This window comes from Modestobacter sp. SSW1-42 (genome assembly GCF_046635825.1).
GTDB lineage: Bacteria > Actinomycetota > Actinomycetes > Mycobacteriales > Geodermatophilaceae > Modestobacter.
The window spans coordinates 179,043-194,611 of the sequence record NZ_JBISCA010000006.1 but is presented as its reverse complement, the minus strand read 5'-3'; the positions used below and the strand labels follow the sequence as shown (position 1 = coordinate 194,611).

The following is a 15,569-nucleotide window of genomic DNA, read 5'->3' as shown; positions in this document are numbered from 1 at the left end:
GCGGACGACCGGCTGGCTCGTGACCCGATCGCAGGTCACCTACCCTTCGAGCCGTGCACGCTGCCGGCCCCGAGGACCCCGCCGGCGGGACGGCGGGACCGGCCGGTCCACGCCCCGACCCGCTGACCAGCGGGCAGCACGACGCCCGGGCCGGCGTCCTCGCCGCCGCGTCGGCGGCCGCTGCCGGGCCCGCCGACGCCGGACGGGCGCTGCCCGCCGTCCTCGGGGACTCACTGGTCGCCGTCCTGCTGGTCAACCGGGTCGACGGGCTGGTCACCTTCGCCAACCGGGCGGCGATCGCGCTGGCCGGCGACATCGGGCTCCCGGTGGCCGTCGACGCCTGGGGCGAGGCGGCCGGGCTGACCGACCTGTCCGGGCAACCGCTGACCGGCCCCGACGGTCCGTTGGGCCGGGTGGCCCGCGGTCTGCCGGTGGACGGCGTCGCGGTGCGCCTGCACGGCGGCGAGAGCCGCGACGACCTGCTGTGGACGACCGCCTTCCCGCTCGTCACCGGCGACGGCCGCGGCGGGCTCGACGGCCCCGACCAGGAGCTGTCCCTGGTGGTCCTCCTGCCGGTCGCCGACGGGCGGGCGGGCGACCCGGCGCCCGCCGGGGACCCGGACGACGACCAGCTGCGGCGGCTGCGCGAGCAGGCGATCGCGGCCACCGAGGTCTGCTTCACGATCTCCGACGCCCGCCGGCCGGACAACCCGCTGGTCTGGGTGAACCCCGCCTTCACCACGGTGACCGGCTACCCCGCCGAGGCGGCGATCGGCTACAACTGCCGCTTCCTGCAGGGCCCGGGCACCGACCCGGCCGCGGTGACCACCATCCGCGAGGCGGTGGCCGACGCCCGCCAGGAGACCGTCACCCTGCTGAACTACCGCGCCGACGGCTCACCGTTCTGGAACCAGCTCACCCTCACCCCGATCTTCGACGGCGCCGGGGAGCTGACCAGCTACGTCGGCGTGCAGCACGACGTGAGCACGCAGGTGCGGCTGGAGCACCAGCGCGAGGCCACGCTGCAGGCCGAACGCCTGGCCCGGGAGACGGCCGAGTCCGCGCGGCTGCGGCTGCAGCTGATGAACGAGGCGTCGGCGACGATGACCGGCACGCTGGACGTCGACGACCTGATGGACCGCATCACCGAGCTGTGCGTGCCCGCGCTGGCCGACTCGGCGTTCATCGCCCGGCTCGGCGCCGACGACGTCGTCACCGCGACCGCGGTGCGGCACCGCGCCGGCCTGGCCGACGAGCTCGCCCGGCTGACCACCCGGGTCACCGGCCGGCCGCTGTCGGCGGACACGCCCGCCGCGGAGTCGCTGCGCAGCGGCGTCGCCACCCTCGTCGACGACGTGGCCTCGGCCGAGACCCGGACCCGCTACCCGGGCTCCGACGTGCACCAGCACGTCGACGCCCTGGCCATCGGGTCGCTCGTCGCCCTGCCGCTGCGGGCCCGCGGCGCCACCCTGGGCGTGTTGGTGCTCACCAGCGCCCGGGTCGGCGGCTTCGACCGCGACGCGGTGGAGCTGCTCACCGACCTGGCCGGCCGCGCGGGCCTGGCGCTGGACAACGCCCGGCTCTACCAGGGTCAGCGCTCGGTCGCCGAGACCCTGCAGCGCGCGCTGCTGCCCACCCTCCCCGACCTGCCCGGCGTCCGGTCGGCCGCGCGGTACGAGTCGGCGTCGGCGGCCGCCGCGGTCGGCGGGGACTTCTACGACCTGATGACGCTGCCCGACGGCAGCATCGGGATCAGCATCGGCGACGTCGCCGGCCACGACATCGACGCCGCCGCCACCATGGGCCAACTGCGGGGGCTGCTGCGGGCCAGCGCCTACGACGCCACCCGCCCCGACCCCGCCGACGTCCTGGCCCGCGTGGACGAGCTGATGGACGTGCTCGCCGTCCCGGGGCTGGCCACGCTCGCCCACGTGCACGCCCACCGGCCTCGCGACGGTGCGGGCAGCTGGCGGCTGGAGATCGCCAACGCCGGCCACCCGCCGCTGGCCCTGCGCCACCCCGACGGGGCGGTGCAGCTGCTCGAGGACGTGCACGGGCTGATCCTGGGCGTCGAGCCTGCCACGGTGCGCACCGCGACCACCGTCGAGGCGCCGCGGGGCAGCACGCTGATCGCGTACACCGACGGGCTCATCGAACGGCACGACCAGGACCTCGACCAGGGCCTGGCCCGGCTCACCGCGACCCTCGCCGCGCAGCCGGCCGGCGCCGCACCCGACGAGCTGTGCGACGTGCTGATGCGGCTGGCCGAGACGCCTTCCGACGACGTCGCCGTCATCGCCGTCCAGCTCGGCTGACCCACCGGCGACGGCCAGGTCGAATGCGGACCGGGCTGCGTGCTGCAGCCCGGTCCTCCTCTCCGGCGTCCCTGCGCCGGGTCAGGCTGTCGGGCTGATGCCGGGCAGGAAGGTGAGTCGGCGGCGCATCGCGGTCGCGGCGATCTCGCGGGCGGGGGCGTACTCCGGGGACTCGTACCAGGCCTGCAGGGTCTGCATGTCGGGCCACTCGACGACCGCGACCGCGACGCCGGCCTCGCCCTCGGCGGGGGTGGGCTGGGCGCCCAGGACGAGGAAGCGGCCGCCGTACTGCTCGACCACGGCCGGGGTCAGCTCGGCGTAGCGCTGGGCGCCGGCGGGGTCGAGGACGTCGAGGACCTCGGTGATGCTGTAGGCCGGTGTGCGGGTGGTGGTGGTCTCGGACATGACTGTTCTCCTGGTCGTGAGTCGTTCGGTGATGTCTGGGTGGTGCACGGAGCCGCCGGGCACGGGACCGGTGACCTGCGGCCGGTCGGTGGGCGTCCGAGCGGTAGGGCCCGGGCGCGGCGATGCGGTTGCTGGGCCGCCACGGCCGTCAGGACGACCGGACTGGCGCTCGGGCTAGAAGACGGGGAGCTCGCCGCCGTCGATGACCAAGCTCGCGCCGGTGACCCACTGAGCGCGGTCGGAGGCGAGGTAGGCGACGGCCTCGGCGACGTCCCGCGGGTCGCCGGCCCGCCCCAGGGGGACGCCGGCCGCGATGTCGGCGAGGGAGATGCCCACGGCATCGGCGATGGTCTGGCGGAGCGCGTCGGCGCCGGGGGTGAGGACGTTGCCCGGGGAGAGGGTGGCGACGCGGATGCCGGCGGGTGCGAGCTCGGCGGCGAGGGCCTTGCCGTAGGCGTTGAGCGCGGCCTTGGCGGCGGAGTAGTGGGCCACCGGCGGCGACGGGACGAGGGCGGCTGCGGAGGAGATGTTGACGATCACACCGCCCGCACCCGCCTCGCGCAGTGCCGGCAGGAGGGCGTTGGTGAGCCGGACGGCGGAGAGGTAGTTGACGTCGAGCGCGTCCAGCCACTCCTCGTCGGGGATGGACGAGACGCCCCCGGGGTGGGCACGTGCGGCGCCGGCGTTGTTGACCAGGACGTCGAGGCCGCCCAGCTCGGCGAGCGCCGCGGCGGCGAAGGACTGCACCCCCGCGAGGGTGCCCACGTCGCCCGTGAGGAAGGTGGCGGCCGCCGGGGTCTCGTCGGTCGCGGTACGGGCGGTGGCGACGACGGTGGCGCCGCCGTCGAGCAGGCGCTGCACGATGGCCGCGCCGAGTCCGCGGGAGCCGCCGGTGACGATCACCCGCTTGCCGGTGAAGTCCGCGGCGGGTGGGGGTGGAGTTCTGAACATGCGGTCCACATTGACATGTTCTGGACCGTCTGTCCAGAAGTTCTGTACCGGGAGTTCAGAACGTCGTAGAGTGACGTCATGGCACGACCACGGAAGTTCGACGAGCACGACGTCGTCGTCGCGGCTCGGCGGCAGTTCAACGAGACCGGCTACCACGGCACCTCCGTCGAGGACCTCTCCCAGGCCACCGGCCTGAGCAAGGGCAGCCTCTACGGCGCGTTCGGCGACAAGGAGGCCCTGTTCCACCGGGTGTTCGACGAGTACTGCACGGCCTCCGACGAGGCCGCCGCGGCGCGGGTCGAGGGCCCGGAGGACCAGGCGCTGGACCGCCTGCGCGACTGGCTCCACTCCCCCGACGGCGGTACCGACCGGGTCGGCTGCCTGCTGGCCAAGGGCACGGCCGAACTGGCGCTGGAGGACGAGGTCGTCGCAGCCCGGTCGCTCGCCGCCTTCCGGACGCTGTTCGACAGCTGCCGGCAGCTCATCGAGCAGGCGCAGCTCGCCGGGCAGGTCGACCCGGACGCCGATCCGGAGGTGCTCGGCCAGCTGGTGGTCACGACCCACCGCGGACTCGAGGCACTCACCAAGGCCGGCGTCGACGCGGCCACGCTGAACCGCATCGCCGACGCCGCCATCGACGGCATCACGCTCAGCCGGTCACACGCCTAGCCGGGGACGTGCCCTCCATCCGGCGGCGGGCGCGAGCCGGACGGAGACGCCGTGCTGCAGCTCCTCACCGTCCGCGACGACACAGGCCGACTGACCGCAATCACCCGTCAACGGACCGCCCAAAACCCGACCGTTCTCGGGACGACAAGCGCTGGCGCCCCTGCCGGTGCGGTTCCGACTGCCTCCCCCGATGTGCCAGGAGAGCCGGGTCTTCGAGAGCCCGCGGGGGATGGAAAGGCGCTTCGCGCGTGTCGCCCTGACTGGTGGCACGCGTCGTGCGCGACTCAGCGACGGCAGGCGATCAGATCGACACCAGTCCGACAACTGGCAGCGGAACGCTGTCGCCTCGACGCGGCACGTCGTCGGACTGGTTCACGTGCTTCAGCCGAAGACCCAGGAGACGATCCCCATCGCAAGGTAGTAGGCGGGGATCATCAGGGTCGGCACCAAGGCGATCCAGCCTGATCGCCGGGCTGCCCTGTTCGCTCGCGGCTCAGGAGCGAGGGGGGAGGTGACAAGATCGTCGGCGGAGTCACGAGTCAGCTCGCGGTACTCGAGCCAGGACAGGGCGAGCACCACCATGAAGAGGCCGATCGCGATCACTGCCGGTGGTACCGGGACAACGGTCACTGACGAAGTCCCACTGGCTGCTGCGGCTCCGACACCAGCCGCGGCGACCACGGCGAAGAGGGCGGCGCCCACCACCCAAGGGCGCGCCATCAGCGGGCGCAGCACTCGAGGTAGCCACAGCAGCGCGGCCGCGACCACGGCGAGACAGCCGAGCTGCACCAGGTCGTAGGTCAGTGGCTCACCACTGACCCAGTTCCGGATCGCAGCGGTACCGACGAGCATGGCCAGCACCTGACCGGCGCCGAGGGCGGCGATGGCCCTCACCCCGGACACGCGCTCGGGAGAGCTCTCCGCATCGATCTCGCGGGCGTAGTCGGTGGGATCACCGAACGCTGCTGAGGGAGGTTCACCGATGTCCGTGCAGTGGCCCTCCACCTCGCCCAGGCGCTCCCCGATCACCGGACCGGGGACGTCTCGCAACCGCAACTCGAGCACGAACGCACTGCACCACTCTTGGTGGGCCCGGACGAACGGACGCTCCCAGACCTCCTGCGGTGCGGCCTGCACGCCGGGGGACTCGCTCATGCTGAACTCCTCGAGGAGTGGGTGGAGTGGACGAAGGCGTCGCCGCCCGCGGCAAGGTGGACGCCGACCCGAGCCGAGAACGCCTCCCACCGGGCGAGGCCGCGCTCCAGCTCGGCGCGGCCGGCGTCGGTGAGGGTGAAGTACTTGCGCCCCGGACCGGTGTCACCGGTCCGCCAGTCGACGATGACCAGCTCGTTCTTTTCGAGCCGGGCCAGCAGCGGGTAGAGCGTGCCGCCCTTGATGTCGCCGAAGCCCGCGTCGGCCAGCCGACCGGCGATGGCATAGCCGTAGGTGGGCCCATCAGCCATAGCCCGCAATACGCAGAGCTCGAGGACCCCGCGGAGCCACTCGCTGGGCTGCGGTCCGGTCGGCACACCTTGATAGTGCCTCTACTCAGAGCGCCTGTCTAGTAGCTCCTGACCGAACTGCCCGGCGTGTCCCAGGCCGGTGACCGTCCACCCGCCCCAACGACGTCCGAGCTCGCCACGCCGCCCAAGAGCTCGAACGCCCGTCAGCTGACGGACCGGTACATCAGCGTTCTCGGCACGCAGAGCCGCCCGTAGCCCGAGGTGAGCGCTGCGTCCTGCTGCGGCCGACCGCCCGGCTAGCGGGGGTTCTGCCGAGAGCGACCAGCAGAGAACGGCCATTCTGCTCTACGTGACCAGACACGGGTCCGAAATTGCAGCTCACAACCACCCATCAACGGACGGCCCGATACCCGACCGTTATGCGTTCACTGCGGACCTCCCGGACTCCGCCAGGTGGCAGCTCTGGACAGACGTGCTCGACTTCCCCCATGCAGGATCTGGCCGCTGACCCAGCCGTGGACGAGCTTCGCGACCGAGGCCGCGAATGCTGTTGAAACAACTATGGCCGAGTCTTGAGACGGCGAAAATAGATCTAGCCTCACAACTGGCCACGAGTTACCTCAGTCGGCCCAGCTGTATGGGAGACCTCACAGGCCAGCTCTCGGGACAGACTCATGCAAGATTGGCCCACTGATGCTTCCGGCTATATCTCGGGTTGCGGAACGTCGCCGCAGGTCGCCGTTCACGAGACTCCTGACGGCATAGTCTTGAGCACCCTACTTAGCCGAAGGCGCCGTTCATCGCCATCTCCGTGAGCGTCGAGGCAGCACTCTCGGTCGCGGCCATCATTGATGCCCCGCCGATCTTCGCTCCTAGCGAGCGCAGTCTTCCAGCTTTCTTGACAACCTCACCGGTTTCGGGGCTCTCCTGGGACAGTGCCAAGCGGAGGTCAGCCACTGCCTCTAGAACTTCGGTCTGGTCCGCCTCGTCAACGTCGCTCGCAGCCGCTTCTTGGACCGCGTCGAGTAACTTGAGAACGTCCTCAACGCTGAGACCCTCGGCCTTTGCCTGCGCGCTGGCCCCGATCGCTACTGGACCGTTGGCAGCGTTGATCGTTGTGTTGTACACGGTACTGACGCCGAGGTGCTCGCTAACGGCGGCATCCACCTGCCCCTTGGAGGGCAACTCCGACATGGGGGTGTCGGCGGTGAGATCCGCAATAATGTCGACCAACTGCGTTCGGATTTGGCCCAGTATCCCTGCGACGACCGATCCGGTCATCGTGTAGGACAGACTGCTAATGCTCTGAAATGGGCCGAGTTGGCGGTTCCAGATCGCCTGAGCCATGGATAGCCCTGGCGAACTAAAGGACAGGGATTTTTGCTGAGCCATCTGCTCAAGTGCCTCAACCGGCTGCTTGAATGGCATTATGTCTGGGACGTACCCCCATGCCTCTTGGGGCAGTTGGAAGCGACTGAGAGTCTGACCAGTCGCCCACCTGTTGCCGCTGATCGAGTCCATAGAGATTGGCACACCGGAGAGGCATCGGTACTCCGGCACGTCATCCTCGTCGTCGTAGCCGTTGAGTTCCTTGCGCGCCCAACCTCGCAGCGTTACGGAGCCCGTCTCGGCACCGAGCAACAGACACTTCCGAAGCAGTCCGGCCAGCGACTCGGACTCGTCGAGCATTCGGTCGCGGAGCGAGCGCAGCAGACTGTCGGTCACGCGTGACAGGCTAGAACCGGGTACCGACATTCGCGGCCCGTCGCGGACTCTGGTGCACGATCCGCTGCTGGTGACGGCGGGCTGGCTCGTCGGAACCGTCGCAGAGGCACGGATCGTCTCCACCTCGTTGCTTTCGAGCGCTATCTCCGACGTGCGATTGAACATGCGTACCGATACAACGTGAAAGGGGGTCTGCTGCCCCCGCGCATTGCTGCGGTGGGTCCAAGACTTAGCTGGCTCCCCGACTGAAGGCCCACCAAGCAGGCCAGCACCACAGAGGACGGTGTGCCTGCGGACCGAGCTGACTTCGCCAGCGACGCCTTGGCTGCCGCGCCCGGCCCTCCGCTGATAGAGGACGTTATGTTGTATCCCCTTCCACGGTGTATTTCTCACGCGGTCTTCCCGCAGCATGGCGCGTGGTCGGGTTGGCGGTCGGGCCCACATCTCGGGCCGCTGGACCCGATCGACTCCCGCGACCGACGACCTAGGACGCGGCGCAGGTGGGGCACACGTCGGTCGCGGACGGCGGCCACTGCTGATCGGTGTCGACCCGGGCCAGCGCGCCGCACAGGGCCAGCTCGCAGGCGGCGTCGACCTCGGCCGCGGGCCGGTGCACCTCCACCGCGTGCCACAGGGCCGCAGCCGGTCCGTGCGCCCGACTGCGCGCTGCCACCAGGGTCAGGGTCGAGGTGCTCACACCACTCCTGTCGGCACACCGACCGCGCCGGTTGAGCGTGCAATCCAGATGTCACACGACCGGATGCCCGCCCGTCACAGGCAACCCCGGGCATGGCACGGTGCAGGTCCACCCCCATCCCTGGAGGCACCGGTGCAGCTCACCAAGCACGGACACGCCTGCGTCGTCCTGTCCGACGACGACCGCCGGCTGGTCGTCGACCCCGGCGCGTTCACCGCGGACGACGCCTGGGCCGGCGCCTCGGCGCTGCTGGTCACCCACGAGCACGCCGACCACTTCGTGCCCGACCGGGTGCGGGCCGCGCTGGCGGCCGACCCGGCGCTGGAGGTCTGGACCAACTCCTCGGTCGCCGAGCAGCTGAGCGACGCCGGCTCCCGGGTGCACGTCGTGGGCCCCGGTGACACGTTCACCGCCGCCGGCTTCGACGTCTCGGTGCACGGCGAGTGGCACGAGGTCATCCACCCCGACATCCCGCGGGTGCGCAACGTCGGCTTCCTCGTCGAGAGCCGGGTGTTCCACCCCGGCGACGCGTTCACCGTGCCCGAGGTCGCCGTCCCGACGCTGCTGCTGCCGGCGCACGCGCCGTGGTCGAAGACCGGCGAGCTGATCGACTACCTGCGCGAGGTGCGGGCCGAGCGGGCCCTCGCCGTGCACGACGGGCTGCTCAACGACACCGGCCTGGGCCTGCTGGCGGGCCTGCTCGGCGAGCGCGGACCCGGCCAGCCCACGCCCTACGAGCGGCTGGCCCCCGGCGACTCGGTCGCCGTCTGACCCGCCGGGCTCAGCGGACCCGCAGCTCGGCGCCGAGCCGGGCCAGCTGCGCCTCGTAGCGGCGGGTGCGCTCCTGCTCGGCGACCAGCGCTCGCTCGGCCTCCACCCGGGCGGTGACGTCGGCCTGGATGCCGATGTACTGCACGACCTGCCCGTCGTCGTCGGTCACCGGGGTCAGGTGGCACTCGTTCCACCAGGTGCTGCCGTCGGCCCGGCGGTTGAGCAGGACCTCCCGCACCTCCTCCCCCGCGTCGATCGCGGCGCGCAGCCGGCCGACGGCGGTGGGGTCGGTGTCGGGGAGCTGCAGGAAGCGGCAGTTGCGGCCCAGCACCCCGGCTGCCGGGTACCCGGTCAGCTGCTCGAAGGCCGGGTTGACGTACACCAGGGGCTGGTCGGGCAGCCGGAGGTCGACGATGGTGATGCCGGTCCCGACCGCGGCCAGCGCCCGGCGCAGCAGGCCCTCCCCCGGGTCACCGGCGCCCGCGGGAGCCGGCGAGCGCTCCGGAGCCGCGGCCGGGGCCGCCGGCTCGTCCGCCCGCGGGGCCACCCGCGACAGCAGGGCACGTGCGGCCCGCACGACGGTGTCCCGCTCGTAGGTCAGCGCGAAGGCGAACCGCCGCTCGCTCTCGGGGCCGTCGTCGCCCAGGTCGCGGGCCAGCAGGGCGGCGCTGAAGTGCGGGCTGAGCACCACGACGTCCCACTCGTCGCGCACCGGGTCGTCGGGCAGCAGGTCGGCGTTGCGCAGCCCGGGCACCGGCGCCTCGGTCAGCTCCTCGGCGAGCGCGGCGACGAACCCGACCCGCTCGACGACGTCCCGGTAGCGGAGCCGGGTGGCCGGGGTGACGTGCCGTGCCTCCTGGAAGGCGGTGACCAGCACGGCCGTGACCCCCAGCCGCATCGCCTGGCGCTCCAGCTGCTTGCTCACCTCGACCAGCAGCGCCTTGGGCGCCTCGCGCACGGGCACCCCGGCCGGCAGGCACGCGAACGGGGAGACCCGGTCGCAGGGCGGGTCGAGCAGCCGGGGCTCGGGCAGCCGCAGCGCCCCCGTCCGCCGGCCGGTGGTGATCCCGGGACCGGGCCGGCCGAACCACCAGCCCTGCCCGAGCGTGGCGCCCAGCGCCCGGGCCGTGGCCAGGTGCTGCTCGTTCTCGATGCCCTCGGCCAGCAGCACCGCGCCGCTGGACTCGGCGTAGGCGTTGACCGCGTGCATGATCTCCGCGACGGCCGGGCCGGGACGCTCCTGCACCAGCCGCAGGTCCAGCTTCACCACGTCCGGGCGCAGCAGCGGCATGAACGCCAGCGACAGCGACTCCGACCCCACGTCGTCCAGGGCGACGGCCCAGCCGTGCTCGCGGACCCGGGCCACGGTGCGCAGCAGCTCCGCGGGGCGGGCGGCCAGCGCCCGCTCGGTGATCTCCAGGACCACCCGCAGGCTGCCGGCGAAGCGGTCGGCCCGGTCGAACAGCGCCGCCAGCGGCTCCTCGTCCAGCGCGTCGGGCTCGACGTTGACGAAGACGGTCAGCGGCGCCAGCAGGCCGGCCCGCACCGCACCGCGCAGCGCCGAGGCCCGGCACACCTGGTCCAGCTCGGTCAGGCAGCCCTCGGACCGGGCGGCGGCGAACAGGTCGTCGGGGGCGTGCAGCGGCCCCTCCGGGCCCCGCGCGAGCGCCTCGTAGGCGACCACCAGCCCGCCGTCCAGCTCGACGATCGGCTGGTACACGCTGGTCACGGCCCGGTCGTCGAGCACCGCACGGACCCCCGACACCGGACGTCCCTCGAACTGCTGCACGTCGTCCCTCCCCGGTGCCCGGCACGGGCCCCTGGAGTCTGACAGCATCAGAGCGCTCCCAACGGGTGAGCGTCCCGGCGTGACCGGTGGCGGGAACACGAGTCAGGGGGAGGAGCGGATGAGCACCGGCTACGACCTGCCAACCTGGGCGCCGCTCCCGGCGCTGGCCGACGAGGGCTTCGACCGGCTCGCCGCGACCGTCGCCCGCGAGCTGGGCGTCGACCGGTCGATCGTCGTCCTGGTCTCCAAGGCCGGCCAGGTCATCCCCGGGGCGTACGGCCTGCCCGAGCCGTGGGTGACCCGCCGGTCGATGCCGCTGAGCCACTCGCTGAGCCAGCGGGTGACCTCCACCGGGCAACCGCTGGTGCTCCGGGACGCCCGGGCCGACCCGGCCACCGCCGACAGCCCCTCGGTGCGCGAGCTGGGCGTGGTCGCCTACGCCGGCATGCCGCTGTGGGACGCCACGGGCCGCCCGATCGGGGTGCTCGTCGCCAGCGACCTCGGGCCCCGCGACTGGACGGCGGCGGAGCTGGAGACGCTGCGCCGGCTGGCCGCCGAGGGCTCCCGCCAGCTGCAGGTGCAGGCGGTGGAGCTGGCCGAGCGGGAGGCCCTCGCCGCCGCCGTCCGGGACGACGGCACCGCCCGGGCCGCGGCCGAGCGGGCCCGCGGCCAGCTGCTGGAGGCCGAGGCGGAGGCCGACCGCACCCGGCTGGTCGCCCGGCTCAGCGGCGCGCTCCTGACGGCCGGGTCGCTGGACGAGGTGCTGCGCTCGGTCGACCGGTTCGTCCGCTCGCCGCTGGGCAGCCGCTCGGTGCTGCTGGGCGTGGCCGAGGCCGGCTGCCCGGACGTACGGGTGTGGGCCACCGTCGCCGGCACGCCCCCCACGGCCGAGCCGGTCGCCGTGCTCGCGCTCACCGACCTGCACCCGCTCACCGCCGCGATGACCGAGCGCCGCCTGGTCACCGTCGGCGCGGGCGGCGAGGAGTTCCCGCAGCTCGCGCCGCTGCCCCCGGGCACCGCCACGGTCCTGGCGGCGCCACTGGTGCTCGGCCAGCACAGCGGGATCGGGGCGCTGGCCCTGGGCTGGACGCAGCGGCGCGCGCTCGACGCCTCGGTGCGCACGGTCGCCGCCGACCTGGCCCAGCACGTGGGACACGCGCTGGACCGCGAGCTGCTGCGCGAGCAGCGGCGGTGGCTGGCCGGCGACCCGGCCGACCTGGCGCCCCGGCGGCCCTGAGCCGCGGGGCGGCTCAGCGGGGGTCCGTCGCCCCCGCGCCGTGCGGGTGGGCGGCGAACATGGCCACCGAGTCCGCGCCGCCCGGCACGTCGTCCCAGGCCGAGCTCCACGCGGCCGAGTCGAGCGCGGCGTCCAGGGCCTCCTGGGAGTCGAAGACGAACTCGGCGACCAGGTGGTAGGCGGGCTTGCCGACGACCTGGCGGGTCACCGCGTGCACCCGGTTCTCCACCAGGCCCGCGGTGTGCTCGACGAGCCCGGCGTGCACGGCGGCGTACCGCTCCTCGAAGGCGGCCGGGTCGTCCGGTGTCTGGTACAGGGCGAAGTAGCTGACGGTCATGTCAGCCCCCTACCCCGGTCACCGGCTCACTGACCGCCGACGGAGACCTCGAACTCGACCTGGCTCACGTCCGGCCGCAGCCGGGAGAAGGAGTGCACCAGCGGGTGGCCGCTGCGGTCGCGCACGGTGGTGCGCACGACCAGCAGCGGGGACCCGGTGGTCACCTCCAGGACGCCGGCCTCGTCGGCCGCCGCCGTCCCGACGTCGACCATGATCCGGGCGTGCGCCAGGTCCGCTGCGTACTCACGGCGCAGGAACTCGTAGAGCGAGCCGTGCCCGAAGTCCTCGGTCGCGGCCTTGGGGTAGCGACCGGCGGGCAGGAAGCTGCGGACGACGTGGTTGGGCAGCCCGTCGACGCTGCGCAGCCGGACCAGCTCGACGACGTCCTCGGCCGGGCCCATCGACAGCTCGGCGGCGATGGCGGGCGCCGCCGGCACCACCCGCTGGGTCAGCACCGTGGTGCCCACCTGGGCGCCCTGCTCGGTCATCACCGAGTGGAAGCCGGCGATCCGGTGCACGAAGCTCTCGCGGTACTCGTGCCGGATGCCCGGCCGGCTGACGAAGGTGCCGCGGCCCTGTTCACGCACCAGGTGCCCGTCGGCCACCAGCCCGTCGACCGCGCGGCGCAAGGTGATCCGGCTGACGCCGTACTCCGCGCACAGCACCGGCTCGGGCGGGAGGAGGGTGTGCTCGGGCAACGCCGAGGCGCGACGCCGCAGCGCCTCGCGCACGGCGAGGTACTTGGGTCCCCCCTCGGAGCTCGACACGGAGCGCAACGGTACGGCACACGTCCGGTCGTCAAGACGTCATGACGTACGGTGTGGTCTGGACCACTGCTCGGCCCGAGGGAGAGAGCTCATGCGCATCGGAGTGCTGACCGGCGGAGGCGACTGCCCCGGCCTCAACGCCGTCCTGCGGGCGGTGGTCCGGACGTCGGTGATCGAGTACGGCAGCGAGGTCGTCGGCTTCCGCAACGGCTGGCGTGGCCTGCTCGACGACGAGGCCACCCCGCTCGACATCGGCCGGGTCGACAAGCTGCTCACCCGCGGCGGGACGACGCTGGGCACCATGCGCGCCGCGCCCCAGGCCCTGCACGACGGCCTGGGCCGCACCCGCCAGGTGCTCGAGGACCACGGCATCGACGTGCTGATCCCGATCGGCGGCGAGGGCACGCTGACCGCCGCGGCCTGGCTGTCCGACGAGGGCGTCCCGGTGGTCGGCGTCCCGAAGACGATCGACAACGACATCGACTGCACCGACCTGACGTTCGGGTTCGACACCGCCGTCAGCATCGCCACCGACATGATCGACCGGCTGCACACCACCGCGGAGTCGCACCAGCGCGTGCTCCTGGTCGAGGTCATGGGCCGGCACGCCGGCTGGATCGCCATGCACGCCGGGATGGCCGCCGGGGCGCACCTGATCCTCATGCCCGAGCAGCCCTTCGACGTCGAGGAGATCTGCCAGCTGATCAGCGCCCGCTTCGACCGCGGCGACACCCACGTCATCGCGGTGATCAGCGAGGGCGCCACCCCGAAGCCGGGCACCATGGAGCTCCGCGACGGCGGCATCGACGAGTTCGGGCACCGGCGGTTCACCGGCGTGGCCCAGCAGCTGGGCTGGGAGCTCGAGCGGCGCAGCGGCAAGGAGGTGCGCACGACCGTGCTCGGCCACGTGCAGCGCGGCGGCACCCCCACCTCGTTCGACCGGGTGCTGGCCACCCGCTTCGGCATGCACGCCGCGCACGCCGCGCACCGCGGCGACTTCGGCAACATGGTCGCCCTGCACGGCACCGAGATCGCCCTGGTGCCGCTCAAGGAGGCCGTGGCCCGGCTCAAGACCGTCCCGCCGGACCGCCTCGCCGAGCTCGCCGCCTTCACCGGATGAAGGACCCCCTCGCCCCCCACCACTCGCTCCGCTCGCGGCGGGCCCCTGCGAGGGGGCCGAACCGCTAGCGGGCGGGGCGGCGGGGGTCGCCGGGCTGCAGCTCGATGACGGTGACCTCCGGGCGGGCGCCGACCCGCATCGGCGGGCCCCAGTAGCCGGCGCCGGTGGTCACGTACAGCTGGGTGTCGCCCTGCTGCGACCACCCCTCGGTGACGGGCTGGTCGAGCCTGACCAGGTAGTCGAAGGGCCACAGCTGCCCGCCGTGGGTGTGCCCGGACAGCTGCAGGTCGACCCCGGCCAGCCGGGCCTGCTCGACCTGCACCGGCTGGTGGGCCATGAGCACCACCGGCACGGCGTCGTCCCGGCCGTCGAGGGCCGCGTCGAGGTCGGCGCCGTGCCCGGGCAGGCCGGAGGCCGCCGCCGTGCGGTCGTCGATGCCGGCCAGGTCGAAGGACGCACCGCCCCGGGTGATCGCCACCCGCTCGTTGCGCAGCACCTGGACGCCCAGCGTGGGCAGGTGCCGCAGCCAGGAGCCGGTGTCGACGAAGTACTCGTGGTTGCCGGTCACGAAGAACACGCCCTGCTCGCTGACCAGGTCGGCCAGCGGGGCGACGTCCTCGCGCAGCTCCTCGACGGAGTTGTCGACCAGGTCGCCGACGATGGCCACCACGTCGGGGCGCTGCGCGTTGACCGCCTCGACCACCCGCTCGAACCGCCGTCCGCCGTAGGTGGCCGAGAGGTGCCCGTCGGAGATCGTGACGATCCGCAGGCCGGCCAGCGCCGGGTCCAGCCGCGGGATGTGGATGGGGATCCGCCGGACGACGGGCGCCGAGTTGGCGAACACCGCGCCGGTGCCGGCCGTCCCGACCGCGACCGCCCCGGCCCCGACCGCGAGCGTGCGCGCCAGGAACAGCCGCCGCCCGGGGTCCGGGACGGCCGAGCTGCCCGCCGGCGCCGGGGCAGCCGGCGCGGCCTCGACCGGCGCCGGCTCGACCGGCGCCGTCTCGACCGGGGCCGCCCCGACGGGGGCCGGCTCGACCCGGGCCGGCCGCCGCGGGCGGCGCACCAGCCGCGCGGCCAGCCGGACCGGCTCGGTGAGCAGCACGGCCAGGAACAGGTAGAACGCCAGGCCCAGCCAGCTGTAGGCGACCCAGTCCAGCGGGGTGGCCACCGTGAGCGGCAGCGAGCCGCGCAGCACCACGGCCAGCGTGATCGACAGCAGCAGCACGCCGGTGAGCACGGTCAGCCGCCGCCGCACCCGCCCGGGCACGGTGGTGCCGCGGACCAGCCGCCACCACAGGTAGCTGTGCAGCAGCAGCATGG

The 15,569-nt window shown here is 73.2% G+C and carries 15 protein-coding genes; 5 read left to right on the top strand and 10 right to left on the bottom strand.

All coding sequences use genetic code 11. From position 1 onward, the window contains the following. Positions 1–53: 53 nt before the first annotated feature. Positions 54–2,315, top strand: a complete 2,262-nt coding sequence (locus tag ACGBYP_RS20150; RefSeq protein ID WP_411587026.1) for a SpoIIE family protein phosphatase — start codon at positions 54–56, stop codon at positions 2,313–2,315. Positions 2,316–2,396: 81 nt separating this feature from the next. On the opposite strand, the gene ACGBYP_RS20145 is transcribed toward ACGBYP_RS20150, so the two are convergent. Both ACGBYP_RS20145 and ACGBYP_RS20140 read right to left on the bottom strand, forming a co-directional pair. Continuing rightward, the gene (locus tag ACGBYP_RS20145) at positions 2,397–2,720 is read right to left on the bottom strand and encodes a DUF1330 domain-containing protein (RefSeq protein WP_411587024.1); all 324 of its coding nucleotides are present in this window, start codon (positions 2,718–2,720) and stop codon (positions 2,397–2,399) included. 174 nt (positions 2,721–2,894) lie between these two features. Continuing rightward, positions 2,895–3,671, bottom strand: a complete 777-nt coding sequence (locus ACGBYP_RS20140) for an oxidoreductase (RefSeq protein WP_411587256.1) — start codon at positions 3,669–3,671, stop codon at positions 2,895–2,897. A 78-nt stretch (positions 3,672–3,749) separates the two neighbouring features. On the opposite strand from ACGBYP_RS20140, the gene ACGBYP_RS20135 reads away from it, so the two are divergent. Beyond that, a complete protein-coding gene (locus ACGBYP_RS20135; RefSeq protein WP_411587023.1) occupies positions 3,750–4,340 on the top strand; it encodes a TetR/AcrR family transcriptional regulator in 591 nt (196 codons plus the stop codon). Between the two features lie 381 nt (positions 4,341–4,721). On the opposite strand, the gene ACGBYP_RS20130 is transcribed toward ACGBYP_RS20135, so the two are convergent. From ACGBYP_RS20130 to ACGBYP_RS20115, 4 genes are all read right to left on the bottom strand, one after another. Beyond that, complete coding sequence (locus ACGBYP_RS20130; RefSeq protein ID WP_411587022.1) at positions 4,722–5,495, bottom strand: hypothetical protein; 774 nt, start codon at positions 5,493–5,495, stop codon at positions 4,722–4,724. Continuing rightward, entirely contained in the window at positions 5,492–5,803 is a 312-nt protein-coding gene (locus ACGBYP_RS20125; RefSeq protein WP_411587020.1) for a PadR family transcriptional regulator, read from the bottom strand. Before ACGBYP_RS20125 ends, ACGBYP_RS20130 begins: the two co-directional genes overlap by 4 nt. Positions 5,804–6,583: 780 nt before the next feature. Continuing rightward, a complete protein-coding gene (locus ACGBYP_RS20120; protein ID WP_411587019.1) occupies positions 6,584–7,528 on the bottom strand; it encodes a hypothetical protein in 945 nt (314 codons plus the stop codon). 484 nt (positions 7,529–8,012) lie between these two features. Beyond that, complete coding sequence (locus ACGBYP_RS20115) at positions 8,013–8,225, bottom strand: hypothetical protein (RefSeq protein WP_411587017.1); 213 nt, start codon at positions 8,223–8,225, stop codon at positions 8,013–8,015. A gap of 132 nt (positions 8,226–8,357) precedes the next feature. Between ACGBYP_RS20115 and ACGBYP_RS20110 the strand changes: the two genes are divergently transcribed. Beyond that, a complete protein-coding gene (locus ACGBYP_RS20110) occupies positions 8,358–8,996 on the top strand; it encodes an MBL fold metallo-hydrolase (protein WP_411587015.1) in 639 nt (212 codons plus the stop codon). A gap of 10 nt (positions 8,997–9,006) precedes the next feature. Here ACGBYP_RS20110 and ACGBYP_RS20105 read toward each other — a convergent pair whose 3' ends face one another. Next, entirely contained in the window at positions 9,007–10,785 is a 1,779-nt protein-coding gene (locus tag ACGBYP_RS20105) for an EAL domain-containing protein (RefSeq protein ID WP_411587014.1), read from the bottom strand. A gap of 118 nt (positions 10,786–10,903) precedes the next feature. On the opposite strand from ACGBYP_RS20105, the gene ACGBYP_RS20100 reads away from it, so the two are divergent. Beyond that, positions 10,904–12,022, top strand: coding sequence for a GAF domain-containing protein (locus ACGBYP_RS20100; protein ID WP_411587013.1), 1,119 nt, complete (start codon positions 10,904–10,906; stop codon positions 12,020–12,022). Positions 12,023–12,035: 13 nt separating this feature from the next. Here ACGBYP_RS20100 and ACGBYP_RS20095 read toward each other — a convergent pair whose 3' ends face one another. Together ACGBYP_RS20095 and ACGBYP_RS20090 are read right to left on the bottom strand one after the other, a co-directional pair. Further along, complete coding sequence (locus ACGBYP_RS20095; RefSeq protein ID WP_411587011.1) at positions 12,036–12,359, bottom strand: EthD family reductase; 324 nt, start codon at positions 12,357–12,359, stop codon at positions 12,036–12,038. 26 nt (positions 12,360–12,385) lie between these two features. Next, positions 12,386–13,126, bottom strand: coding sequence for a GntR family transcriptional regulator (locus ACGBYP_RS20090; protein ID WP_411587009.1), 741 nt, complete (start codon positions 13,124–13,126; stop codon positions 12,386–12,388). A 91-nt stretch (positions 13,127–13,217) separates the two neighbouring features. On the opposite strand from ACGBYP_RS20090, the gene ACGBYP_RS20085 reads away from it, so the two are divergent. Next, the gene (locus ACGBYP_RS20085; protein WP_411587007.1) at positions 13,218–14,246 is read left to right on the top strand and encodes an ATP-dependent 6-phosphofructokinase; all 1,029 of its coding nucleotides are present in this window, start codon (positions 13,218–13,220) and stop codon (positions 14,244–14,246) included. Between the two features lie 64 nt (positions 14,247–14,310). On the opposite strand, the gene ACGBYP_RS20080 is transcribed toward ACGBYP_RS20085, so the two are convergent. Next, positions 14,311–15,567, bottom strand: coding sequence for a metallophosphoesterase (locus ACGBYP_RS20080; RefSeq protein WP_411587005.1), 1,257 nt, complete (start codon positions 15,565–15,567; stop codon positions 14,311–14,313). Positions 15,568–15,569: the final 2 nt, after the last annotated feature.